Here is a 22,513-nt window from a genome sequence, read left to right on the forward strand (position 1 = left end):
GCCGTCCTCTGTTATAATATGACACATCATCAGGCTTCTATCCATGAGGAGGGAATTCCATGTTCGGGCTGAAACGCGAGCGGACCCTCTGCGTCGGCGTCGTTGGGCTGGGGCTCATCGGCGGTTCGATGGCAAAGGCGCTCAAAAAATACACCGGGCACCTCGTCTACGGCTGCGACATCGACGAGGGGACCCTTTCGGAGGCGCTCGCGGACGGCGCGATCGACGAGGCCGTCGCGGAAAACGACCTGTCGATGTGCGACCTGGTCTTTTTCGCCCTCTACCCGCAGCAGACGGTCGCCTTCGTGAGGGAGAACATCCGCCAGTTCCGGCCCGGCGCCCTCCTGGTCGACCTGTGCGGCGTCAAGCGGTTCCCCGTGGAAAACCTCACCGATTTCTGCGCGGAAAACGGGCTCTGCTTCATCGGCGGGCATCCGATGGCCGGGCGGGAATGCTGGGGCTTTTCCGGCTCGGACGCCGACCTCTATAAGGGCGCGAGCATGATCCTCACCCCCGGCGAACACGCCCCCGCCCCCGCGCTCGAACTGCTCGAGGGGCTCTTCGCGGACCTCGGCTTCGGCAGCATCACGACCACCACCCCCGCCGCGCACGACAGCATGATCGCCTTCACCTCCCAGCTCGCGCACGTCGTCTCGAGCGCCTACATCAAAAGCCCCCGCGCCCGGGAGCACGAGGGCTTCTCGGCGGGCAGCTACAAGGATCTCACACGGGTGGCGAAGCTCAACCCTCAGATGTGGACCGAGCTCTTTCTGGAGAACGCCGACGACCTCGTGGAGGAGATCGACACGATCACGGCGCACCTTGCGGAATACCGCAAGGCGATCGCGGAAAACGACGCCGAAACACTCTTCCGGCTGCTCGACGACGGCCGCCGCATCAAGGAGGAACTGGACCGATGAAAACAATCCATGTGGCCGCCGGCCGGCCGTATGACATCCGGATCGGCGGCGGGCTGCTCGGGGAGCTTCCCGCGCTCCTGACGGGCATCTGCGGGGAACGCCGCCCCCGCCTCGCGCTCATCACCGACGACCGCGTAAACGCGCTCGCGGACGGCGCGCGCCGTCCCGTCCCCGATTTGCAGGCCGCGCTGGAGGCGGCCGGATACCCCGTCTGCAAATTCGTCTTCCCGAACGGCGAGGTATCCAAGACCCTCGACACCGTCCGGGAGGTCTACGGCTTCCTCTCGGCGAACAGCATCACCCGCACCGACCTCATCCTTGCGGTCGGCGGCGGCGTGGTTGGCGACCTCGCGGGCTTCGCGGCCGCGACCTGGCTGCGCGGCGTCTCCTTCGTGCAGGTCCCGACCACCCTGCTCGCGATGGTCGACTCCTCGGTCGGCGGCAAGACGGGCGTCGACATCCCCGAGGGCAAAAACCTCGTCGGCGCCTTCTGGCAGCCCTCCTTTGTCGCCTGCGACACCGACATGCTCTCCTTCCTGCCCGCCGAGACCTTCGCCGACGGGATGGCGGAGGTGATCAAATACGGCGCGATCCTCGACGAATCCCTCTTCTCCCTGCTCGAAGCGGGCGCGCCCGGGGACCGCATCCGGGAGATCATCGCCCGCTGCGTCGACCTCAAGCGGCAGGTGGTCGAGGAGGACGAGCGGGACCGGGGCCTGCGGCAGATTCTCAACTTCGGCCATACCTTCGGCCACGCGATCGAAAAGGAGTCGGCCTTCTCCGTCACCCACGGGCAGGGGGTCGCCATCGGCATGGCGCTGATGGCGCGCGCCTGCGAGCGCGCGGAGCTCACCCCCGCCGGCACGGCGGACCGGATCGCCCGCTGCTGCGCGCTGCACGGCCTGCCCACCCGGACGGACTACCCGCTCGAAATCCTCTGCGCCCACGCGATGGGGGACAAAAAGCGGGCAGGCGACCGCCTCACCCTCGTCACCCTCGAGCGGCTGGGGAAAGCGGCCCTGCACCCGGTCGACGCCGCGGCGCTGCTCGACTTCATGAAGGGCGGTGCGGGAAGATGAGCCGCGCCGTCATCCACCCCGCGGCGCTTTCGGGGACGCTGGCCGCGCCCCCCTCCAAATCTGCGGCCCACCGCGCGCTCATCTGCGCCGCCCTGGCAGACGGGAAAAGCCGCGTCTCCCCGCTGGCAGGCTCGGCGGACATGGCGGCCACGGCGCAGTGCTTGTGCGCCATGGGCGCACAAATCGCCCGTGAGGGCGACGCCGCCTTCGTCGAAGGCGGCCGCTGCGCCGCGGGCGCGGAGGTCACGCTCGACTGCGCGGAGAGCGGCTCGACCCTGCGGTTCCTGCTGCCCGTCGCGGCGGCTTACGGCCTGCACGCCACCTTCGTGGGACACGGGCGGCTGCCCGAGCGGCCGCTCGGCGCGCTCGCGGATCAGATGAAGGCGCACGGCGTCTCCTTTTCCGCCGGGGCCATGCCCTTTACGATCGGCGGTCGGCTCTCCCCCGGGCGGTACGAGCTGCCGGGCAACGTGAGCTCCCAGTTCGTGACGGGGCTGCTCTTCGCGCTGCCGCTGCTCGACGGGGAGAGTGAAATCGTCCTCACCTCCCCGCTCCAGTCGGCGGGATATGTCGAAATGACCCTGCGCACCCTTCAGGAGTCGGGCGTCGCGGTTACGCCCACGGAAAACGGCTGGCGGGTGCCGGGAAACCAGCGCTTCCGCGCCTTTGACCGCACGGTCGAGGGGGACTGGTCCAACGCCGCCTTCTGGCTCTGCGCCGCCGCGATCGGCGGGACGGTGCGGATTACCGGGCTTTCCAACGACTCCGCGCAGGGGGACCGCACCGTCTACGAAATCCTCGAGCGGTTCGGCGCCGACATCACGCGGGACGCGCACGCCGTCTGCTGCGAGGCCGCGCCTCTGCGCGCCCAGCGGATCGACGCGGGGCAGATTCCCGACCTCGTGCCGGTGCTCGCCGTGACAGCGGCGTTCGCCGAAGGGGACACGGAGATCTATAACGCCGCCCGCCTGCGCATCAAGGAGAGCGACCGGCTCGCGTCGACCGCGGCGCTCCTGCGCGCGCTCGGCGGCTCGGCGGAGGAATACCCCGACCGGCTCGTCGTCCACGGCGGCGGGCTGCGCGGCGGGGATGCGCAGGGTGCGAACGACCACCGCATCGTCATGGCGGCTGCGGTCGCGGCGCTGGGGTGCGGGGAAAAAGTGTGCGTCACCGACGCACATGCAATCAACAAATCCTATCCGGATTTCTTTGACGAACTCAATAAGCTGGGAGGCCGCTGCAATGTCGACATGGGGTAACGATCTGAAAATTTCCATCTTCGGGGAGAGCCACGGTCCGGGCATCGGCGTCGTGATCGACGGGCTGCCGGCGGGGCTTCCCATCGACCGGGAGGAGCTGGCCGCCTTTATGGCGCGGCGCGCGCCCGGCCGGGACAAGGCCTCCACCCCCCGCCGGGAGACCGACCGGCCCGAGCTGCTCTCGGGCGTCCGCGGCGACGTTACGACCGGCACGCCGCTGGCCGCCCTCATCCGCAACAACGACACCCACTCGTCCGACTACGGCGAGCTCGCCTCCGCCGCGCGGCCGGGCCACGCGGACTACACCGGTTTCCTGCGCTACGCGGGCTGGGGCGACGTGCGCGGCGGCGGGCATTTTTCCGGCAGGCTGACAGCGCCCCTCGTCTTCGCGGGCGGCATCGCAAAGCAGCTGCTCGCGCGGGAGGGCGTCTTCGTGGGCGCGCACATCGCGCGCTGCGCGGGCGTCGCGGACCTGCCCTTCGACCCCGTCGCCCTCGACCGGGAGACGCTTTTGCGCCCCGGCGCGTCCGCGTTCCCCACCCTCGACGCGGCGGCGGGCGAACGGATGCGGGAGGAGATCGAAGCCGCGCGCATGTCCACCGATTCGGTGGGCGGCGTGGTGGAATGCGGCGTGATAGGCTTCCCCGCCGGGGTCGGCTCGCCGATGTTCGACGGGCTCGAAAACCGCATCGCTTCGATCGTCTTCGGCATTCCGGCGGTCAAGGGGCTCGAATTTGGCGACGGCTTCGCCGCCGCGGAGCTGCGCGGCAGCGAACACAACGACCCCTTCCGCCTCGCGGACGGGAGGGTCGTCACCGAAACGAACCACGCGGGCGGCATCCTCGGCGGCATCTCGTCGGGCATGCCCATCCTGCTGCGCGCCGCCTTCAAGCCCACCGCGTCGATCGCCAAGCCCCAACGGACGGTCGATTTCCGAGAAAACGCCGAGCGGGAGCTGGTCGTCAAGGGCCGGCACGACCCCTGCGTCGTGGTGCGCGCGGTGCCGGTCGTCGAGGCGGCCGTGTCGCTCGCGCTGGCCGACGCGCTGCTCGGAGCCAGGGGCTACGAGGGCCTCCAGAACCGGAAATGACACCTTTTCCCCCGCCGACGCATAGGATTTGTTGACCGGATTTTTCGCCGGGGCTTGACAACCCGGGCGGATTGTGCTTTAATATTTGTCATAAACCAGAGACGGAGAGATAAAACCGCAGGCGCACGCACAGAGAGCCGGGGCAGGCTGAGAGCCCGGCCGGAACGCGGGGCGGACAAATGGACTCCCGAGGGCGCGATGAAAGGCGAGAGCCGAGTATCCCGCGACGCAGGCCAGCGTTAACCGGCAAAGGGCGTGTTGGCGCTCTGATTGAGTGGATGTGTTTCACGGCGCATCAATCAAGGTGGTACCGCAGGTTTGACACCTGTCCTTGCAAGAGGACGGGTGTTTTTTGTTGCTTTCCGGAAAGCGGCAAAACGGTCAAACCCCCGGCAGGGTCCCACCCCAACATAAAATTTTTCACCAAATTTTATGTGTAAGGAGAAATCATCATGAAAAAGCTGTTTGCAATGCTGCTCACCCTCGCCCTTTCCCTTTCGCTCCTCGCGGGCTGCAGCTCCGCCCCGTCGGAATCCGCCGCGCCCTCCGATAACGCCGCCCCCTCCGAGGCGGCCCCCGCCGGAGACGCCGCGCCAGAAAGCGGCAAAAAGCTCCAGATCGGCATCGTGCAGGTCATGGAGCACCCCTCCCTCGACCAGATCCGCACCTCCTTTTTGGATGAGATGGCGCGGCTCGGCTACGGGGACGACAAGGTCGACTACGACTACCAGAACGCCTCGGGCGACACCTCCAACCTCAACACGATCTGCCAGAAGTTCGCGGGCGACCAGAAGGACCTGATCGTCGCGATCGCAACCCCGTCGGCGCAGGCCGCGGCCTCCAACGCGCCGGAGATCCCGCTCGTCTTCTCCGCCGTCACCGACCCGGTCGCCGCCAAGCTGGTGGCCGACCCCGACAAGCCCGACGGCATCATCACCGGAACCTCCGACGCGATCCCGGTCGACCAGGTGTTCGCGCTGATGCAGCAGCTCACCCCCGGCATCGAGACGGTCGGCATGCTCTATAACCTCGGCGAGGTCAACTCGGTGTCGGTCATCGAGGAGGCCAAGGCCTACTGCGACGCGAATAACCTCAAATACGTCGAGGCGAACGTCACCAACTCGGGCGAGGTCCAGCAGGCGGCGCAGGCGCTCGCCGGCAAATGCCAGGCGCTCTACTCCCCCATCGATAACACTGTCGCCACCGCGATGCCCGCGCTGGCCGAGGTCGCCAAGGCCGCCAAGATCCCCGTCTACGTCGGCGCCGACTCGATGGTCATCGACGGCGGGCTCGCGACGATCGGCGTCAACTACGTCCAGCTCGGCAACCAGACCGCCGCCATGGCCGTTAAAGTGCTCGAGGGCACGCCCGTCTCGGAGATCCCCGTCGAGACGCTCACCAACTTTGCGACCGTCGTCAACACCACCACCGCCGAGGCGATCGGCGTGACCATCCCCGACGACCTTCTTGCCACCGCGCAGGTGGTCGAATAAGCACTGTCCGCGGAATCTGTGATCGTGCGGGGCGAAAGCCCCGCACGGTTTTGCTCGCCCAGGGCGACCCCTCCGCCCCACGCGCGGCAGCCATCTTATCATTCCCCTGCTTCGCGTGATAAGGTGTCGCGGCTCCCAATGATTTTTGCCGACGCGAAGCGGCGGAATGGAGGATCCTTATGACCCTGTTCGCCCTACAGGGCGCCGTGGAGCTGGGGCTCATCTACGCGCTTGTCGCGCTCGGCCTCTTCGTCTCCTACCGCGTCCTCGATATCCCCGATCTGACGGTCGACGGCAGCTTTACCCTCGGCGCGGCCGTCTCCGCCGTATTCACCGACGCCGCCCACCCCTATCTCGGCATCCTGTTCGCCGTCGCGGCGGGCTGGTGCGCCGGCATGGTGAGCGCCTTTTTGCAGACCAAGCTGAAAATCCAGCCGATCCTCGCGGGCATCCTCGCGATGACCGGGCTCTATTCCATCAACCTGCGGGTGATGGGCGGGCGTTCGATGGTCTCCCTGCTTCGGGTGGACACCGTCTTCTCCCCCGTCTCCGGCCTCCCCCTCGGCAAGCTGCTCGTCGCGCTCTGCGTCACCCTGCTCGTCTGCCTCTTCCTCGTCCTCTTCTTCCGCACCTCGACGGGGCTGTGCATCCGCGCCACCGGCGACAACGAGACGATGGTGCGTTCCTCTTCGATCAACACCGACCGGATGAAGTTCCTCGGCCTCGGCCTCGCCAACGCCCTCGTCGGGCTTTCGGGCGGGCTGATCGCCCAGTACCAGAACTCCGCCGACATGAATACCGGCGTCGGCATGGTCGTCATCGGGCTTGCCTCCCTCATCATCGGCGAGGCGATCTTCGGCAAGCCCAGCGTCCCCCGCAACATCCTCGCGGTCGTGCTCGGCGCGATCATCTACCGCATCATCTACGCGTTCGTCATGGCGCGCGGCATGGCCGCCTCCGACCTCAAGCTGATCTCGGCGGTCATCGTCACGCTGGCGATCTCCTATCCGGTGGTGACGGACCGCTACCGGCTCCATAAACTGATGAAGGAGGCGGCCAAGGATGTTGGAGCTTAGAAAGGTCAGCAAATCCTTCTTCCCCGGCACCCCCAACGAGCGCCGCGCCCTTGTGGACGTCGACCTCACGCTTGCGCCGGGCGACTTTGTCACCATCATCGGCGGCAACGGCGCGGGCAAGTCCACCCTCTTCAACGCGGTCGCCGGGAACTTCCTCATCGACGCGGGCAACATCCTGCTCGACGGCAAAAACATCACCTTCCTGCGGGACTACAAGCGCGCGCGGCAGATCGGACGTCTCTTCCAGGACCCGCTGGCGGGCACCGCGCCCAACATGACGATCGAGGAAAACCTCGCGATGGCCTACCTGCGCGGCATCAAGAAGGGGGTGAGCCTCGGCCTCAACAAGAAGGACGAGGAATTCTTCCGTGAAAAGCTCTCCGAGCTGGGGCTCGGGCTGGAGGACCGGCTCAAAACCAAGATGGGCCTGCTCTCGGGCGGCCAGCGGCAGGCGGTGACGCTCATGATGGCGACGATCGTGCCGCCCAAGCTGCTGCTGCTTGACGAGCACACGGCGGCGCTCGACCCGGGCACCGCCGAGAAGGTCTCCGAGCTCACCCGAAAAATCGTCGAGCGGGACCACATCACGACGATGATGATCACCCACAACATGCAGCAGTCGCTCGAGATGGGCAACCGCACGATCATGATGGACGAGGGACGCATCGTCCTCGACCTCAAGGGGGAGGAGCGCGCCGGCATGACGGTCGACGGGCTGCTCGCGCTCTTCCGGGCCCACAGCGAAAAAGAGGGGGACAACGACCGCCTCCTGCTCTCCTGACCGCATCCGCCCGGACAAATGATCAGAATAAAAAACAACCGCCCGGTAGGCGGTTGTTTTTTATGTAGGTCAGCCGGCGGGCGGGTCCCCGGGCGTGCCGGAGCTCTGCGGGGCGGCGGGCGGCTGCCGGCGCGCGTGTTCCTCGAGCGCGTCACGGACAGCGCCGCGCAGGACACGGTAGAGCCAGTCCCCCGAGGCGGGGTCCATCCGCGCGTCCCGGATGCCGTTTTTGACCGCGGTTTTGATGATGAGGTACATGATCCACAGAACGAGCGCATAGAGGCCGACGGCTAGGAGCATCGGGAACAACAACGTGAAGAAACTCATCGGATTCTCCTTTCCGGTGTGCGGTCAGAGCTCCCCGATCGCCGCGTCGAAGCGCGGGACAAGCCCCAGGCGGTCGGGGCCGAGGTGCACCTGAAACTGGTAGATGTCGTGCCCAGGGAAGTGGTTCGCCTCGATCATGACGGGGCGCTCCTCCGTAATTGCCACGTCCCAGCCGATATAGCCGAGCTCGGGGATGTGCAGCGCCGCCTTCTTGACCAGGTCGACCGCCTCGCGGTACATCGGGATTTCGCAGCCGATCAGGTCGACGCCCGTCATCGGGTGCTGGAAATACGCCTTGCCGTCCTTGTCGGCGCCGGGGGTGCAGATTTTACCCGTCTCTTCGTCCACCAGCACCGCCATGCCGCCGCTGTTAAGGTTGTCGACCCGCTTGCCGTTGCCGATGCGCATGCTCGAGAAGACGAGGCGCACCTTCCCGCCGCGGCTGATCGTCACGAGGCGCAGGGTGTTGACCGACAGCGGATAGATGCGGCTGATGTCCGGGTGCTGGACGATGAACTCCTCGACGAGGTACTGCTTGCCCTCCCGGAGCATATCGTAGAGCCCGACGATCCGCGTGCCCGTCTCGATGAATTCGATGCCGCGCCCGCAGGTGCCGTCAAGCGGCTTTGCGACGACGCGGGGATGCTCCTCGCAGAACTGCTCGAACCCGGCGCGGTCGACCTCCCGCAGGTCGATCCAGTCACGCCCGTGGAAGCCGTCGAACCGCTTGAGGAACTCAACCTTGTCCTCGAGCAGGTGCCAGTGCTCGCGGGGGTTTAAAAGGCGCACATATTCGTTGTTTTTGCCGCGCGTGATGTAGGTCTTCCGCTGGTCGGCGGTGAGGTGATAGAATTCGAACACGAGGTAGTCCATATAGCCCGCCTGGTACTTGAAGCCGCAGGCGGCCATATCCACGAGGGTGGGCAGCACGCCCCTGCCCGTACGTTCCTTTACGGTGCGCGCGGTGTCCAGCATCGCGCCGAAATTCATTCCCGCGATGCGCTTTGCCACATATTTGAGATTCGGCATGGCCTCACACGTCCCTTCCCTTGCCGGGCTGCATACTGGGGCAGCGGCCCCGCCCGCCGGCGGCGGGCACGGAGTTCGCTCACGGCGCGCCAGGCCGCGCCAATTAGAAAGTGTGCTAATGATACCACAAAAACCGTCATTTTTCAACAGGCGGTTTTCCTTGCAGTAAAATGAAAGTCGCCGCGCACTGTTTGTTTGCAGGCGATTCCCGCCAACAAATTACGAATGAATGAGGTAACTATGAAAAAATTATTGACGCTTTTACTCGCCCTCACCACCGCCGTCTCCCTCGCGGCCTGCGGCGCGCCAGAAGCGCCCGCCGAGCCGAGCGAGCCGGCGCCGTCCGCTTCCGAACCCGCGGAGGAGTCCTCGAAGCCGGAGGAAAATGAAGCGGAACCCGCCGCCATGCCCGGGCAGGAGCGCCTCTCCGTGGCGGACGCCTCCCGCTTCCTCGGCACCGTCGAGGACTTCGCGGTGGATGACGCGGGACAGACCGTCCTGCTGATGCGCCGCGCCACCGGCTCCGACCTGCCGCGGGAGCTGAAGGTGACCCTTACGGAGGACACCAATTACAGCTTTGACAGCGCTCAGCTGGGCAACGGCGCGTTCCTCGAGGTCTATTACGGCGGGGAGCCGGACGAGACGGGCGCGGTGGACGCCATCGCGGTCAACGACCTGATCTCGGAGGACCTCGTCGTCTACAACGGCACGCTCGTCGAAATCACCACCGACCCTGAAAAGGAAGAGGGCTGTTCCCTGCTGCTCGACCCGCTGACGGAAGACGGGATGCAGTATGTCTTCCACGTTGACGAAAGCACCCAGTTTTACCTCGACTTTGCCTCCCTCAAGGCGGGCGACAAGCTGCATGTGATCCACAGCCCCGCTTCGACCCGCAGCCTGCCGCCTCAGAGCGCCGCGTGGGAGATCTCCCCCTACACCGAGCCCGAGGCGGGCGAGCTGCCCGCGCCCGCGGCGGAAGCCCCGGCGGACGGCGGAGACGCGCTCGTCGAGGCGCCGCTCGGCTCCCCTGAAAATCCCATCGCGTCCGAGCCCGCCGCGGAATAATCCATCCCAGAGCGCCCGGCAGGCGCGCGGAGCGGCCGCCGTTTTTGGCGGCCGCTTCGGTTTTTATACGGATACAGCCGGTATTAGCATTTCTGTCCGCGCGCCGATTATACCGCGTGCCAGCGTCTGGCAGACGGGTTTCCTGATTTTGGCCGGGCCTTCCGGCCGGTGCGCGTCATTGACTTGCAGATGCCAAAATGGTATAATTTTTTTATTGCAAAGCAATAAAAAAATTGGCCATGCGGCCCGTCCTCGGGCCGCGGCCATGAAATGCGCATGTACCCGCTTCGCGGGTACATGCGCAAAAAATAGCCGCCCCGGCAAGACTGTATAGTTCCATATCATCCTTGATCGGGCGGCTATTTTTTATTGTGAACCAAATTTCGCGCGGGAAAACCGTCAAATATCGGAGGCTTACTGATGAAAAAAGTCGTTTCCCTGCTCCTTGTTACGGCGCTGCTGATCGGCGCGCTCTCCGCCTGCAAACGGAACGAACCCGAGCCGGAGCCCGCTCCGCCCGAGCCCGTGACGCCGACCTACGACTACCAGGACGGGGAATACGCCGTCTCCTACGCCGTCCCCGCGCTCGACCGCACGCTCGACTACCTGACCATCTCGATCAAAAACGACGAGATCACGATCGTCGAGGCGGGCTGCAAGGAGGACGTTTCGCTGCCCGCCCCGTCGGAGGAAACCTCCGGAGACGCGGCCTCCGCTCCCGCGGAACCGGCCGCGCCGTCGGAACCGGCCTCCTCCGACGCGTCCTCCGAAGCCGCCCCCGCCGGGGAATCGGAGTACGAGGCCAAGGCCAACGCCCAGATGAAGGACATCGTCGCCGAATATGAAGCGGTGGAGGGCGATCTCGAACGGATGGAGCCGGTCGAGGGCGCGGAGGAACACACCTACCGGTTCATGCGCATGATGCGCACCGCGCTCAAATTCGCCAAAGCGGGCGACCATACCCCCGTCGAGCTCGGCAAATATGAGGACGGCAGCTATGAGGCGGTCATGCCCTCCTTCAGCGCGAGCGGCTGGAAGGATTACGTCCGCCTCACCGTCAAGGACGGCCTGATCACAGACATCGATTTTAACGCCCAGAAGGAATCGGACCCCTCCGTCCTCATCACCGACGATCCCGACCTCAACAAGGAGGGCGCGACCGACTCCCCTTCCGTCTACTACCCGGCGATCGCCAAGGCGTTCACCGACTCGAACGAAAACCTCGACAGCCTCTCCGTCCCGACGGGCGGCGCGGCGGCCGCGAAATCCTTCCAGAAACTGATGAAGCCGCTGCTGGCCAGCATGATTTCAGGCGGCGGCACCCAAGTCACCGCCCCGCGCTATGTCGACGGCACCTACAAGGCGCAGATGAAGGAGTTTGACGAGCACGGCTGGAAGGACTACGTCGTCGTCCAGATCCGCAGCGACAAGGTCTCGGTCAAGGAGTTCGACGCGGTCTCCAAGGAGGATGAGAACAAACTCAAATCGCAGGACGCGGAAATGGCCGCGCAGATGGAGGAAAAGACCGGCACCGGCCCCGAGGCATATACCAAGGAGCTGCGCTCCAACCTGGACGCCGCCGGCGGCGACCCGGTCGAGATGGACACCGTCGCGGGCGCGACCGTCTCCTCCAACAACTTCCGCCTGCTGGTCGGACAGATCCTGGCCACCGCCGCCGTGAACGGCGACACCGAGAAAACCCTCGAGGTCGAGTCCTTCCCCGCCGATCTCGGCCCCGCCGAAGAGGAGGCGTCCTCCTCTTCGGAAGCCGCCGCGTAAATTACAAGGCAACGGAAAAAGCCGCCCCTGCGGGGCGGCTTTTTTGATGGGGCGCGGCGCGAATCCGGGGACGGAGCGGCGGAGCCGCGCTTCGCGCGGGCGGCGGTCCTTCGGACCGGCGCAATCACGTCCCGCCTCCGGCGGGGCGCGATTCTCCGCCGCCCGCCCCGCGCGAAAACGCCGCCGGTTTCCCGGCGGCGTTTGTATCTCTCTCAGAGGTCGAAGGCGTCGTGGATGGCGCTGACGGCGCGTTCGCCGTCGGCGAGCGCCACGAGCACCGAAATCTTGATCTCGCTCGTGGAGATCATCTGGATGTTGACGTTCGCTTCCGAGAGCGCCTCGAACATCTTGGAAGCGACGCCGGGATTGGACTGCATCCCCGCGCCCACGATCGAGACTTTGGAGATGTTGTCGTCGCAGATGATGCCCTTGCCGCCGCAGCGCTCGTTGATGTCCTCCATCAGTTCGAGCGCGAGCTGCTTGTTGGAGCGGTTGACGGTAAAGCTGATGTCCTTGGTATCGTCACGGCCGATCGACTGGAGGATGATGTCGACGTTAACCTTTTTCGCGGCAAGCTGGGAGAAGATTTTGAACGCGATTCCGGGCTGGTCGGGCACCCCGATGATCGAAATGCGGGCCACGTCGTTATCGCGCGCCACCCCTCTGATGAGCATCTTTTCCACTTTGACAGCCTCCTTAATCTTGGTGCCGGGGTTCTTGGTGTAGCTGGAGAGCACCTCCAGGTTGACATTGTATTTTTTCGCCATCTCCACCGAGCGGTTGTGGAGCACCCCCGCGCCGAGCGTCGCGAGCTCGAGCATCTCGTCGTAGGTGATCTCGTCGAGCTTATGCGCGCCGGGAACAAGCCGCGGGTCGGCGGTGTACACGCCGTCGACGTCGGTGTAGATCTGGCAGAGGTCCGCGTGCAGCGCCGCCGCCAGCGCGACCGCGCTCGTATCCGAACCGCCGCGCCCGAGGGTGGTGATATCGTCATAGCGGTTGATCCCCTGGAATCCCGCCACGATCACGATGTTGCGTTTGGCAAGCTCGTTGTCGAGCCGCTCCTTGTTGATGCGGCGGATGCGCGCCGCGCCGTGGGTGGAATCGCTCAGGAAACCGGCCTGCCACCCCGTCAGCGAGATGACCGGCAGCCCCATCCGCTCGATGGCCATCGCCAGCAGCGACATGGAAATCTGCTCGCCCGTGGAGAGCAGAACGTCCATCTCCCGCTTGGATGCCATCGGATTGATCTCCTGCGCCTTGGCAATGAGGTCGTCGGTCGTGTCGCCCTGCGCGGACACCACCGCCACCACGTTGTTTCCCGCGCGGTAGGTGTCGGAGATGATCTGCGCCACGTTGAAGATGCGTTCGGAATCCTTCACGGACGACCCGCCGAACTTCTGTACAACCAGGTTCATATGGTTTTCCTCCAGATCTATGTAGTACGCCCGGGGGAACTTTTGAAAAAGTTCCCCCGGGACCCCTTCAAAACTTTACGTCAGGCCGGCCGCCCTGCCTCAACAGCAGGCGCTGCCCGTGCTGAAAGCCGAAAGAAGCGCAACGCCCACAAAAGTCCCCCCCGGGACCCAAATCAGGCCGGCCGCCCCGCTTCGGGACGGGCGCCGCCCGTGTCCAAAAGCGATTACACCCGTTCGATAACGGTTCCGGCATTATCTATAGACAGTGTATGCACCTGCCAGCCGTCCAGTCCCAATTCCGGGAGCCGCCGGGCGATGCAGTCGCCGAAATCGCGCAGATTCGCGTCGACAATCGCCATGATGGTGGGCCCCGCGCCGCTCAGGTAGGCCGCGTAGGCACCGAGTTGAAAGCAGGCGTCCATCACTTCCCCGCCGCCCTTCACGAGCCCCATGCGGTAGGGCTGGTGCAGGCGGTCGTCCGCCGCGACGCGCAGGTTGTGGTAGTTTCCGCTGTAGAGGGAGACGGACATGAGCGCGGCGCGGGAGAGATTGAAGACCCCGTCCCGGCGGGGCACCGTGTCGGGCAGGACGCCGCGCGCCTTCGCGGTCGACAGCTCAAAATCGGGGATGATCGCGACAAAGCGCAGGTCGTTTTTGATCTCCTGCTTGACGTACCACACCTTTTTTCCGTCGAAGACAGCGGTGACAAGCCCGCCGGTCAGCGCGGGGGTGGAGTTGTCGGGATGCCCCTCGATCCCGGCGGCGAGGTTCAGCAGCTCGTCGTCCGAGACGGGGTTCCCCATCAGGCGGTTCGCGCCCTTGAGCCCGGCGATCACGCAGGCGGAACTGGAGCCCAGCCCGCGCGTCAGCGGGATATTGTTGATCTGGCCGATTTTGAGCCCCCGGAAGGGCACGCCGCACAGCTCGTAGAGCCGTTTGGCGGTCGTATAGACGAGGTTCGTCTCGTCGGTGGGAATCTCCTTGCCGTCGAGCGATTCGATGGCAAGCCCGTCGTACTCCTCCAGCGTGACATAGTTATAGAGGCCGACCGCCAGCCCGATCGAGTCAAAGCCCGGCCCGATGTTGGCGCTGGTGGCCGGAATCCGCAACTTCAGCATCAATAGTCGAGCACCCGGATCTTGCTGAGGATCGTCACGCCCTTCTCCTCGAGCTTTTTGCAGGCGGCGTCGATCTCCCGCTCGGTCGCGGCGGGGGTGATGAAAGCGGCCTCGTTGGAGGGCTTGCCGTCGCGGGAGAGCGCCTTGACCTTGCCGAAGAGCTCCACCGCGTCCTCGAGCGAATTGCTCTCGAAGGAGCGGCAGCGCAGATACATCGCGGTGACGTTGTCCTCACGCGGGGCGACGTTGCCGCCGTTCGATTTCTCCCAGCGCAGCGAGGGGCTGGTATCGGTGGCCTTGGCGCACTCGATCACGTCCCCGACCACCGCCGAGGCGGTCGGGTATTTGCCCGCGCCCTTGCCGTAGAAGACCACGTCGCCCGTCGCGTCGCCGCGCACGAGGATGCCGTTGAAGACGTCGTCCACGTTGCCGAGCTGGCTGTCGTGGCTGACGAACGCGGGCGTCACCATGGCGGTGATGGGCGCGCCATTCACCCCCCGTTTGGCGCGGCCGATCAGCTTGATGACGCTGCCGCACCCGGCCGCGTAGGCCACGTCCTCCTGGGTGATCCGCGTGATCCCCTCGGCGTAGACGTCCCGCGGATAGACGTGGGAACCGAACGCCAGCGAGGCGAGGATGCAGATTTTGCGGCAGGCGTCCTTGCCCTCGACATCGTCGGCGGGGTTGCGCTCGGCATAGCCGAGCTTCTGGGCGAGCGCGAGCGCGCTGTCAAAGGTGACGCCCTCGCGGAACATCTTGGTCAGGATGAAGTTGGTGGTGCCGTTGAGGATGCCGGCGATCTCCTCGATGCGGTTGGCCGCCAGGCACATGTGCAGCGGGCGGATGATCGGGATGCCGCCGCCGACGCTCGCCTCAAAGAGGTAGTTGACATGGCGGCTGTGGGCGATGTCCAACAGCTCCGCGCCGTACTGCGCGACCAGCTCCTTGTTGGAGGTGACCACGCTCTTGCCCCGCTCGAGGCAGGCACGGGTATATTCGTGGGCGGGCTCGAGCCCGCCGATCACCTCGACGACGATCGAAATGCTGTCGTCGTTCAGGATGACGTTGAAATCCTTGACGAACCGGTCGGCATAGAGGCTGTCGGGGAAATCGCGCACATCGAGGATGTACTTGAGATCGAGCTCCTGTCCCGCCTTCCTTTCAAGACTCTCCTTATTTTTGAAAAACACGTCGACAACGCCGGAACCGACGGTGCCGCAGCCCAGAACCGCGATATTGATCATGACATGGTACCTCCAAACGTATTTTGACGGGAAAGGGATCAGATCGTCTTGGCCTCGACGATTCCGTCGAGCGCGCCGAGCATTTCGATCATCTCCGAGCGGGAGAGGCTCGACTGGTTGGTGCGCACCGACACCGTCGCGATCGCCACGCCGTCGACCGGGATGTTCTGGTTGACGGTGATGATGTTCGCGCCGGCCTTGTAAAAGGAGCTCAGCAGCGAGGAGAGCACGCCGGGGCGGTCCTCGAGCGTCAGGTAGAAGGTCACGAGGTTCTCGTTCATCCGCTCGTCGTACAGATAGATCGCGTCCTTATACTTATAAAACGCGCTGCGGGAAATGCCCGCCATCTGCGCCGCCTGCGAGGAGCTTTTGGCCTTGCCCTGCGCCAGCAGCATCTTCGCCTGCACGACCTTGAGGAATACATCCGGCAAAACCTGCGCGTCGACCAGCAGGAATTTCAAATTTTCGGACAAAGCGTCCACCCCTCGCATACTTTTGTATTACAGACAAATACACTATACCACACCTACCCGCCAAAGTAAACCGTCACTTTGTCACAGATTCGCAGATTTTGCAGATCGGTTCTGGTGAAGATGTCCATGGGAAACTGCTTGGCTGGATTTTTTCCATTCCGGCAGCAGTCCTGCCAATGTTTTCGCACCGTCCGAACCGGTGTTTTTTCGCCGCCGTCTGCATACCCTTTATAGGGACCATTTTGTTGAAGGGAGGCGGTGGCGTGCAGGCGGACGACAAATTCCGTGTCGTGGTGGATATCCTCTATTATGCGGCGCTCGGCGCGGCGGTCTATTTTGCTGTGCGCTACCTGCTTTGCTGGACGCTGCCCTTCTTCCTGGGCGCGGGGGTGGCGGCGCTGCTGCGCCCCACGACGTTGAAATTCGCAAAAAAAACGCGCATGAAGGAGTCCTGCGCCGCCGTCCTTGTGCTCCTCTTTTTCTACCTCGTGGCGGCGGGGATGCTCGCCCTCTTCCTTACCATCCTGCTCGCCCAGCTCTACGAGCTGCTGCTCCGCCTGCCCGAGCTCTACGCCGAAAACGTCGCGCCGCTGTTCGATCAGCTCAGCGGCTGGTTCTACGGGCTCGCCGGGCGCTTCGGGGCCTCGGCGGAGGGCGGACTTGAGCAGTTTTCGGGCGCGGTGTCCGACACCATCCGCCAGGCGGCGGTCGACGGTTCCACCCACCTCGTCAGCTGGGCCGCCGGGCTGGCGGCTAAATTGCCCATCCTGCTGATCGCGACGGTTTTCACCGTCGTGATCAGCATGCTCACCGCGACCGGCTACCGGCAGGTGGGCGCCTTCCTCTGCGGACTCTTCCCCGGCAAATGGGAGGAACGCCTACGCGGGCTCCAGCGGTTCGGGCGGGAGACGGTGTGGAAGATGGTGCGCGCCTACACGGTCATCGTGGCGGTCACCTTCCTGGAACTGCTCGCCGGACTGTGGCTGCTCGGTTTCCAGTATGTGCTTCCGGTGGCCGCCGCCATCGCCCTGCTCGACATCCTGCCCCTCATCGGCACCGGCACCATCCTCGTCCCGTGGGGAATCGTACTGATCGCGGGGGGCGACCTTGTGGGCGGCGTGGGGCTCATCCTGCTCTTCGCGCTCATCGAGGTGCTGCGAAACATCCTCGAGCCGCGCATCGTGGGCAACCAAATCGGCCTGCACCCCATTGTGACGATCACCGCCATGTATGCGGGACTCAAAATCGCGGGATTCTGGGGGATGCTTGCCGCGCCGGTCGCCGTGCTGCTCGGACGCTACCTGTGGACGGGAGCGGCCCCCGAACGGCGGGCCGAGGCTTAAAGGGCGGTCAGCCGTTCGATCGCTTCGGGCAGCTCGCCCGCGCTTTTGACCTCCGCGTCCGCGCCCGTGACCTCCGCGGGAAACAGCCCGTAGAGGCAGCCGACGAAGGGAACCCCGTTTTCCCGCGCGGCCGTCCTGTCGAAGTGCCGGTCGCCCACCATGACGGCCGCGCCGGGGCGCTCGGTTTCGAGGATGTGGGCCAGCAGCTGCGGCTTGTCCCAGCCGTCCCGGCCCTCGGGCGTGCCGTCGAAGAGGGGCAGCAGCCCGATCTGTCCGAGGACGAGATCGGTATATTCGCGCCGCGCGTTGGAGCAGAGATAGATTTTATAGCCGAGCCTCCGGAGTTCCCGGAGGCTCTCTTCCACCCCCGGATAGGCGCGCGCCAGACCGGGGATCGTCTCCCGGATCGCCTGGACGACGTGGAAATTGAATTCCTCGTATGTCTCCATCGAGCCGTCGGGTGAGATCACCCTGGCGTTGTCGGCGGCGGTCCCGCCGATCAGCGTCAGCAGCAGGCTGTCCGGCAGAGGGTCGCGCCCGGTGAGCGCAAGCGCCTTGCGGTAGGCGGGCAGCAGGAACCTGTCCGATTGGCTCAGGGTCCCGTCGAGATCGAATGCGGCCAGTTTTTTCATCCATACATCCTCCATCCATATGATACCTGTTTTAGTATATCACACAAAAAATCGGAATCATATTGTGCAACATCGAGAAATATTGCCGCGAAGCAAGGAATTTTTTGCCCACCCTCCCACGGATTTCCCCCGCACCGCTCCAATAAAATATTCCTTTGTTTTTTGGGGGGATCATGATATACTGATAATATCTATCAGACCATTCCACGAACCATCGGAAAGGATGTCGAATTATGGGAGAAGCGGGGACTTTTAAGACCACCACTTTTGGCGGCTTTGATAAGAAATCGGTGCTCAGCTATATTGATGCGCTCAACGAGCAGTTCCACGCCGCGGAGGCGGACTATGCCGCAAAGCTGGAGGAATACGCGCGCGCGCAGGACTCGCAGGTCGCGCACATCAAAAAGCTGGAAGCCCAGCTCGCCGACCAGGAGGGCAAGCTGACCGCCGTGGCCGAGCAGCTGGAAAAGGAACGCGGCATCGCGCGGCAGGCGCAGGAGATGATCTCCGAGCTCGACACCCAGAACAAGGCCCTGCAAAAACAGCTTTCCGACAGCGAACGCGAGCTGCAGATCCAGATCGAACGCGGCCGCCAGCTCCAATTCAAGGCGGAGAGCCTCGACTATAAGAGCAAAAAATACGACGAGCTGTCCGGCCAGATCGGCGACGCGATGATCGAGGCGAAGCGAAACGCCGACCAGATCATCGCCGAGGCAAACGGCAAGGCCGCGCAGATCACCGACCAGGCGCACGCCTACATGCGCAACTTCTACAGCGAGCTCGGCAGCTTCAAGGGGGACGCGGCGCGCCTGCGCAAGTCGATCGAGGAGATCCTCTTCGTGCTCAACGACCGCATCGACGTGATGCAGGAGGTCGTGCGGCAGGTCGAAAAGAAGTTTGGCGACGACACGCGGCTGGACTACACTGAGGAGCAGCCGCCCTTCTCCGAGCCCGCGGACGAAGCGGGATACCTGGGAGGTGCCGTGGATGAACACCTTCCGGATTGATGCCTCCGCGCTCTCCGAAAAGGCCCCGGAGCTGCGCGCGGGCGACCGCGTCCTGCTGTCGGGCACCATCTACACCGCGCGCGATGCGGCGCACAAACGGATGATGGCCGCGCTCAGGGCCGGGGAGCCGCTCCCCTTTCCGCTTGAAGGCGCGTGCATCTACTTCGCGGGGCCGACCCCCGCGCCCGCCGGTATGGCGATCGGCTCCTGCGGGCCCACCACCTCGGGACGCATGGACCCCTACACCCCCGCGCTGATGGACCGGGGGCTGACCGCCACCATCGGCAAGGGCGGCCGCTCGCGGGAGGTCTATGACGCGATCGTCCGCAACCGCGGCGTCTATCTCTGCGCGATCGGCGGGGCCGGCGCGCTCGCGGCGCAGTGCATCACCTCCTGCGAGGTCATCGCCTACGAGGATTTGGGGTGCGAATCGGTCAAGCGCCTCACCGTCCGCGGCTTCCCCCTCATCGTCGCGGCGGACTGCGCCGGTCAAAACCTCTTTGACGCGGGGCGCGCCGCATACCGCAAAGAAGCGTAGCGCACGAGCGCCGGAGACGAAAGTCTCCGGCGCTCTTTTTGCGTCCTGAAGCCGCGAGGCGCGCCGCTGGGGGCGAGGCTCGGGGGGCGGGATGCGCCGTCCCGCGGACGGTGCGGGCGGGCTCCGCCCGCCTCGCCCTGCCTGCGGCAGGGCGGTCCCGCCCCCGGCCCGTCTTTCCCGCCGCGCCAAAAAGGCAGGCCGCTCACGCGGCCCGCCCGATATTTCCCGTCTATGGTTCCGCGCGCTCCCCGGCGGCAAAGAGCCCGCCGAGCTCGAGCCCCGCGCGCCGTGCCATCTCGGAGGCGAGCGCGGCGTCCTCCGCGAGCTCCCCGGCGGAAAAGCCGGGCAAGCCGCCCCCGAGCTCCGCGAGCGGGTCGGCGACCCGCTCAAAGGCCGCGAGCGCGGAGATGAACGCCTCCCGCCCAACGCCGAAGGAGGCGGCGAGCGCGGCGGCCTCGCCGACGCCCCGCATGAGCTGCGCAGCAAGCGCCCGGCAGATGACGCGCATCGCGCGCCCGCGGCCGGGCGGGCCCGCGTAGTGGCAGTCGGGCGCGAAGCAGCGGATGAGCGGCAGCGCCGCGGCGAACGCCTCGCTGTCGCCCCCCGCGAAGAGGATGAACGGCCCGTCGAGCCCCTCCCGGCCGAACACGCCGCAGTCGATATAGGCCGCGCCGAGGCGGCGCATCCCGTTTGCGGCCGCGTGAGCGAGCGCGGGGGAGGTGTCGGTGAGGTCGATAAAGATCTGCCCCGGACGCACGAAAGGCGCGATGCTGTTGCAAAGGCGCGTCAGGTCGGCGGAGGCGTCAAGCGCGACCACGATTCGATCGCAGCGGTCGCAGAGCTCGGCCGCCGTGGCGCAGACGTTTACGGCGCGGCGGACGCTCCTGCCGTCCGGGTCGTAGACCGAGAGGTTCCGCGCCGTCTTTTCAAGCAGCTGTCCGACGACCGCGCGGCCGTTACCGCCCAGCCCGATCACGCCGATCTCCATGCGCGCACCCCTTCCGCTTTGATGGTTTCATTATAACAAAATCCCCGAAAGATTGCCACAGGAAATAAATATCCCCCGGCAGGGCCGGGGGATATTGGAGATTACGGATTGAGGGAGTAGTTCGGAGCTTCCTTGGTGATGTAGATGTCGTGCGGATGGCTCTCCTTGAGGCCCGCGCCGGTGATCTTGATGAACTGGGCGCGCTCGTGCAGGTCGGGGATCGTCCTGCAGCCCGTGTAGCCCATTCCGGCCTTGATGCCGCCGATCAGCTGGTAGATCGTGTCCGCAACGGTGCCCTTGTAGGGGACGCGGCCCTCGACGCCCTCGGGGACAAATTTCTTTTTGCCCTCTTGGAAGTAGCGGTCGCTCGAGCCCTCGCCCATCGCGGCGAGCGAGCCCATGCCGCGGTAGACCTTGAAGCTGCGGCCCTGGTAGATTTCGACCTCTCCCGGGCTTTCCGCGCAGCCCGCGAGCAGCGAGCCGAGCATGACGGTCGACGCGCCGGCGGCAAGCGCCTTGACGATGTCGCCCGAATATTTGATGCCGCCGTCCGCGATGACGGGCACGCCGTATTTGGAGGCGGCGCAGGCCGCGTCGTAGACGGCGGTCAGCTGCGGCACGCCGATACCCGCGACGACGCGGGTGGTGCAGATCGAGCCGGGGCCGATGCCGACCTTGACCGCGTCCGCGCCCGCCTTGATGAGGTCCTCGGTGCCGGAGGCGGTGGCCACGTTGCCTGCGATGATGGGGATTTCGGGATATTTCTGCTTAATGGCTTTTAAGCAAGTGAAAATGTTGGTCTGCTGCCCGTGGGCGGAGTCGAGCACGAGCACGTCGACGCTCGCCTTGATCAGCTCGTCCACGCGGTCCATATAGTCATGGGTGATGCCGACCGCGGCTCCCGCCAGCAGCCTCCCGCCTCTGTCGCGCGCGGAATTGGGGTACTGGACCGCCTTTTCAATGTCCTTGATCGTGATGAGTCCGCGCAGGTACCCCTCGCCGTCGACGATCGGGAGCTTTTCGATCTTGTGCTTGCGCAGGATCTGGCGGGCGTCGTCAAGGGTGGTGCCGACCGGGGCGGTGACCAGGTGGTCCTTGGTCATGACCTCCTTGATCTTGATGCCGTAGTCCTCGAGGAAGCGCAGGTCGCGGTTGGTAAGAATGCCGACGAGCTTCCCGTTCTCGCAGATGGGCACGCCGGAAATCTTATACTTGCCCATGATCTCGTCCGCGTCATAGACGAAATGCTCGGGCGAAAGGTAGAACGGGTTGGCGATGACGCCGTTTTCCGAACGCTTGACGGTGTCGATCTCGTCGGCCTGCCGCTCGATGCTCATGTTCTTGTGGATGATGCCGATGCCGCCCTCGCGCGCGATCGCGATGGCCATCTTGGAGGTGGTGACGGTATCCATCGCGGCGGTCAGAAAGGGGGAGTTGAGCCGGATTCCCCTGACCAGCTCGGTGGAGATGTCCACATCCGCGGGGACCACCTCGGAACGCGCGGGAACCAGCAGCACGTCGTCGAAGGTGAGCCCTTCCTTCGTGAATTTTTCACTTGCATTCGTATTCAGCATACGTCCTCCATTCCTCATCTCATCAGTATTCCGCGCCCTTGCAGGCGGTTATATTTTTACTATCATAGCACTTATCCCTGACGCAATCAATAGCCTTTATTGCTAAATTTTGCACCCCGGAGCACTAAATCCTGTATGCGGTGCACTGCGGCGGTTCTGTACGCCGGGGAAATACAAAGGATGCCGCGGACGGCGGCTCCTGCCGGTCGTCCGCCTCCCTCCACCCCGGCGGAACAGCGCCGTATTGTCCGCTGCCGGCAGGCAGCTCCACCCCACCCGG

The 22,513-nt window shown here is 64.9% G+C and carries 21 protein-coding genes; 12 read left to right on the top strand and 9 right to left on the bottom strand.

Annotated features, from left to right (window positions below):
- The first annotated feature begins 59 nt into the window (after positions 1–59).
- The 7 genes from C1A13_RS08795 to C1A13_RS08825 all read left to right on the top strand — a co-directional run bounded on the left by C1A13_RS08795 (position 60) and on the right by C1A13_RS08825 (position 7,698).
- Positions 60–920 (top strand): prephenate dehydrogenase, encoded by an 861-nt coding sequence (locus C1A13_RS08795; RefSeq protein ID WP_101551140.1) that lies wholly within the window; start codon positions 60–62, stop codon positions 918–920.
- Positions 917–1,999 (top strand): 3-dehydroquinate synthase, encoded by a 1,083-nt coding sequence (aroB, locus tag C1A13_RS08800; protein ID WP_101551142.1) that lies wholly within the window; start codon positions 917–919, stop codon positions 1,997–1,999. Before C1A13_RS08795 ends, aroB begins: the two co-directional genes overlap by 4 nt.
- On the top strand, positions 1,996–3,258 hold the full coding sequence (aroA, locus tag C1A13_RS08805; RefSeq protein WP_101551144.1) for a 3-phosphoshikimate 1-carboxyvinyltransferase: 1,263 nt from the start codon (positions 1,996–1,998) through the stop codon (positions 3,256–3,258). The genes aroB and aroA overlap by 4 nt, the downstream gene beginning before the upstream one ends.
- On the top strand, positions 3,242–4,348 hold the full coding sequence (gene aroC / locus C1A13_RS08810) for a chorismate synthase (protein WP_101551146.1): 1,107 nt from the start codon (positions 3,242–3,244) through the stop codon (positions 4,346–4,348). Before aroA ends, aroC begins: the two co-directional genes overlap by 17 nt.
- 452 nt (positions 4,349–4,800) lie before the next feature.
- A complete protein-coding gene (locus C1A13_RS08815; RefSeq protein ID WP_101551148.1) occupies positions 4,801–5,841 on the top strand; it encodes an ABC transporter substrate-binding protein in 1,041 nt (346 codons plus the stop codon).
- Between the two features lie 179 nt (positions 5,842–6,020).
- On the top strand, positions 6,021–6,917 hold the full coding sequence (locus C1A13_RS08820; protein ID WP_101551150.1) for an ABC transporter permease: 897 nt from the start codon (positions 6,021–6,023) through the stop codon (positions 6,915–6,917).
- Complete coding sequence (locus C1A13_RS08825) at positions 6,904–7,698, top strand: ABC transporter ATP-binding protein (protein WP_101551153.1); 795 nt, start codon at positions 6,904–6,906, stop codon at positions 7,696–7,698. Before C1A13_RS08820 ends, C1A13_RS08825 begins: the two co-directional genes overlap by 14 nt.
- A 69-nt stretch (positions 7,699–7,767) precedes the next feature.
- Here the strand turns inward: C1A13_RS08825 and C1A13_RS08830 are convergent, their stop codons facing one another.
- Positions 7,768–8,025: a hypothetical protein gene (locus tag C1A13_RS08830; protein WP_146021709.1), complete on the bottom strand. Its 258-nt coding sequence runs from the start codon at positions 8,023–8,025 to the stop codon at positions 7,768–7,770.
- Between the two features lie 24 nt (positions 8,026–8,049).
- On the bottom strand, positions 8,050–9,054 hold the full coding sequence (locus C1A13_RS08835) for a sugar-transfer associated ATP-grasp domain-containing protein (RefSeq protein ID WP_101551157.1): 1,005 nt from the start codon (positions 9,052–9,054) through the stop codon (positions 8,050–8,052).
- Positions 9,055–9,294: 240 nt separating this feature from the next.
- Here C1A13_RS08835 and C1A13_RS15015 point away from each other — a divergent pair, with 240 nt between their 5' ends.
- Both C1A13_RS15015 and C1A13_RS08845 read left to right on the top strand, forming a co-directional pair.
- Complete coding sequence (locus C1A13_RS15015) at positions 9,295–10,119, top strand: hypothetical protein (RefSeq protein WP_207654187.1); 825 nt, start codon at positions 9,295–9,297, stop codon at positions 10,117–10,119.
- A 420-nt stretch (positions 10,120–10,539) separates the two neighbouring features.
- Positions 10,540–11,898: a hypothetical protein gene (locus C1A13_RS08845; protein ID WP_101551159.1), complete on the top strand. Its 1,359-nt coding sequence runs from the start codon at positions 10,540–10,542 to the stop codon at positions 11,896–11,898.
- Positions 11,899–12,110: 212 nt separating this feature from the next.
- On the opposite strand, the gene C1A13_RS08850 is transcribed toward C1A13_RS08845, so the two are convergent.
- The 4 genes from C1A13_RS08850 to C1A13_RS08865 form a co-directional block, all read right to left on the bottom strand.
- On the bottom strand, positions 12,111–13,316 hold the full coding sequence (locus C1A13_RS08850) for an aspartate kinase (protein ID WP_101551161.1): 1,206 nt from the start codon (positions 13,314–13,316) through the stop codon (positions 12,111–12,113).
- A gap of 224 nt (positions 13,317–13,540) precedes the next feature.
- The gene (gene thrB, locus C1A13_RS08855) at positions 13,541–14,434 is read right to left on the bottom strand and encodes a homoserine kinase (RefSeq protein ID WP_101553233.1); all 894 of its coding nucleotides are present in this window, start codon (positions 14,432–14,434) and stop codon (positions 13,541–13,543) included.
- Positions 14,434–15,678: a homoserine dehydrogenase gene (locus C1A13_RS08860; protein ID WP_101551162.1), complete on the bottom strand. Its 1,245-nt coding sequence runs from the start codon at positions 15,676–15,678 to the stop codon at positions 14,434–14,436. The genes thrB and C1A13_RS08860 overlap by 1 nt, the downstream gene beginning before the upstream one ends.
- Positions 15,679–15,716: 38 nt before the next feature.
- Positions 15,717–16,160: an ACT domain-containing protein gene (locus tag C1A13_RS08865; protein ID WP_242970844.1), complete on the bottom strand. Its 444-nt coding sequence runs from the start codon at positions 16,158–16,160 to the stop codon at positions 15,717–15,719.
- A gap of 254 nt (positions 16,161–16,414) precedes the next feature.
- Here C1A13_RS08865 and ytvI point away from each other — a divergent pair, with 254 nt between their 5' ends.
- The gene (gene ytvI / locus C1A13_RS08870) at positions 16,415–17,494 is read left to right on the top strand and encodes a sporulation integral membrane protein YtvI (protein ID WP_172439226.1); all 1,080 of its coding nucleotides are present in this window, start codon (positions 16,415–16,417) and stop codon (positions 17,492–17,494) included.
- On the opposite strand, the gene C1A13_RS08875 is transcribed toward ytvI, so the two are convergent.
- Positions 17,491–18,126 (bottom strand): HAD family hydrolase, encoded by a 636-nt coding sequence (locus C1A13_RS08875; RefSeq protein ID WP_172439227.1) that lies wholly within the window; start codon positions 18,124–18,126, stop codon positions 17,491–17,493. The genes ytvI and C1A13_RS08875 overlap by 4 nt on opposite strands.
- Positions 18,127–18,359: 233 nt before the next feature.
- On the opposite strand from C1A13_RS08875, the gene C1A13_RS08880 reads away from it, so the two are divergent.
- A complete protein-coding gene (locus C1A13_RS08880; RefSeq protein WP_101551169.1) occupies positions 18,360–19,133 on the top strand; it encodes a hypothetical protein in 774 nt (257 codons plus the stop codon).
- Entirely contained in the window at positions 19,114–19,671 is a 558-nt protein-coding gene (locus C1A13_RS08885) for a FumA C-terminus/TtdB family hydratase beta subunit (protein ID WP_101551171.1), read from the top strand. The genes C1A13_RS08880 and C1A13_RS08885 overlap by 20 nt, the downstream gene beginning before the upstream one ends.
- A gap of 229 nt (positions 19,672–19,900) precedes the next feature.
- Here the strand turns inward: C1A13_RS08885 and C1A13_RS08890 are convergent, their stop codons facing one another.
- Both C1A13_RS08890 and guaB read right to left on the bottom strand, forming a co-directional pair.
- Positions 19,901–20,659, bottom strand: a complete 759-nt coding sequence (locus C1A13_RS08890) for an NAD(P)-binding domain-containing protein (RefSeq protein ID WP_101551173.1) — start codon at positions 20,657–20,659, stop codon at positions 19,901–19,903.
- 101 nt (positions 20,660–20,760) lie between these two features.
- Complete coding sequence (gene guaB, locus C1A13_RS08895) at positions 20,761–22,233, bottom strand: IMP dehydrogenase (RefSeq protein WP_172439228.1); 1,473 nt, start codon at positions 22,231–22,233, stop codon at positions 20,761–20,763.
- Positions 22,234–22,513: the final 280 nt, after the last annotated feature.

Origin of the sequence: Anaerotruncus massiliensis (ex Togo et al. 2026) (assembly GCF_900199635.1) — a bacterium.
In the GTDB taxonomy this organism is placed as follows: Bacteria; Bacillota; Clostridia; order Oscillospirales; family Ruminococcaceae; genus Anaerotruncus; species Anaerotruncus massiliensis.

What these genes read in the sequence shown, in the direction of transcription:
- aroA (WP_101551144.1), top strand. Translation starts at nt 1,996, where the DNA reads ATGAGCCGCGCCGTCATCCACCCCGCGGCGCTTTCGGGGACGCTGGCC.
- C1A13_RS08835 (WP_101551157.1), bottom strand. Translation starts at nt 9,054, where the DNA reads ATGCCGAATCTCAAATATGTGGCAAAGCGCATCGCGGGAATGAATTTC.
- C1A13_RS08860 (WP_101551162.1), bottom strand. Translation starts at nt 15,678, where the DNA reads ATGATCAATATCGCGGTTCTGGGCTGCGGCACCGTCGGTTCCGGCGTT.
- C1A13_RS15015 (WP_207654187.1), top strand. Translation starts at nt 9,295, where the DNA reads ATGAAAAAATTATTGACGCTTTTACTCGCCCTCACCACCGCCGTCTCC.
- C1A13_RS08825 (WP_101551153.1), top strand. Translation starts at nt 6,904, where the DNA reads ATGTTGGAGCTTAGAAAGGTCAGCAAATCCTTCTTCCCCGGCACCCCC.
- aroC (WP_101551146.1), top strand. Translation starts at nt 3,242, where the DNA reads ATGTCGACATGGGGTAACGATCTGAAAATTTCCATCTTCGGGGAGAGC.
- C1A13_RS08830 (WP_146021709.1), bottom strand. Translation starts at nt 8,025, where the DNA reads ATGAGTTTCTTCACGTTGTTGTTCCCGATGCTCCTAGCCGTCGGCCTC.
- C1A13_RS08880 (WP_101551169.1), top strand. Translation starts at nt 18,360, where the DNA reads ATGGGAGAAGCGGGGACTTTTAAGACCACCACTTTTGGCGGCTTTGAT.
- C1A13_RS08875 (WP_172439227.1), bottom strand. Translation starts at nt 18,126, where the DNA reads ATGAAAAAACTGGCCGCATTCGATCTCGACGGGACCCTGAGCCAATCG.
- aroB (WP_101551142.1), top strand. Translation starts at nt 917, where the DNA reads ATGAAAACAATCCATGTGGCCGCCGGCCGGCCGTATGACATCCGGATC.
- C1A13_RS08845 (WP_101551159.1), top strand. Translation starts at nt 10,540, where the DNA reads ATGAAAAAAGTCGTTTCCCTGCTCCTTGTTACGGCGCTGCTGATCGGC.
- C1A13_RS08795 (WP_101551140.1), top strand. Translation starts at nt 60, where the DNA reads ATGTTCGGGCTGAAACGCGAGCGGACCCTCTGCGTCGGCGTCGTTGGG.
- C1A13_RS08850 (WP_101551161.1), bottom strand. Translation starts at nt 13,316, where the DNA reads ATGAACCTGGTTGTACAGAAGTTCGGCGGGTCGTCCGTGAAGGATTCC.
- C1A13_RS08890 (WP_101551173.1), bottom strand. Translation starts at nt 20,659, where the DNA reads ATGGAGATCGGCGTGATCGGGCTGGGCGGTAACGGCCGCGCGGTCGTC.
- thrB (WP_101553233.1), bottom strand. Translation starts at nt 14,434, where the DNA reads ATGCTGAAGTTGCGGATTCCGGCCACCAGCGCCAACATCGGGCCGGGC.
- C1A13_RS08885 (WP_101551171.1), top strand. Translation starts at nt 19,114, where the DNA reads ATGAACACCTTCCGGATTGATGCCTCCGCGCTCTCCGAAAAGGCCCCG.
- guaB (WP_172439228.1), bottom strand. Translation starts at nt 22,233, where the DNA reads ATGCTGAATACGAATGCAAGTGAAAAATTCACGAAGGAAGGGCTCACC.
- C1A13_RS08815 (WP_101551148.1), top strand. Translation starts at nt 4,801, where the DNA reads ATGAAAAAGCTGTTTGCAATGCTGCTCACCCTCGCCCTTTCCCTTTCG.
- C1A13_RS08820 (WP_101551150.1), top strand. Translation starts at nt 6,021, where the DNA reads ATGACCCTGTTCGCCCTACAGGGCGCCGTGGAGCTGGGGCTCATCTAC.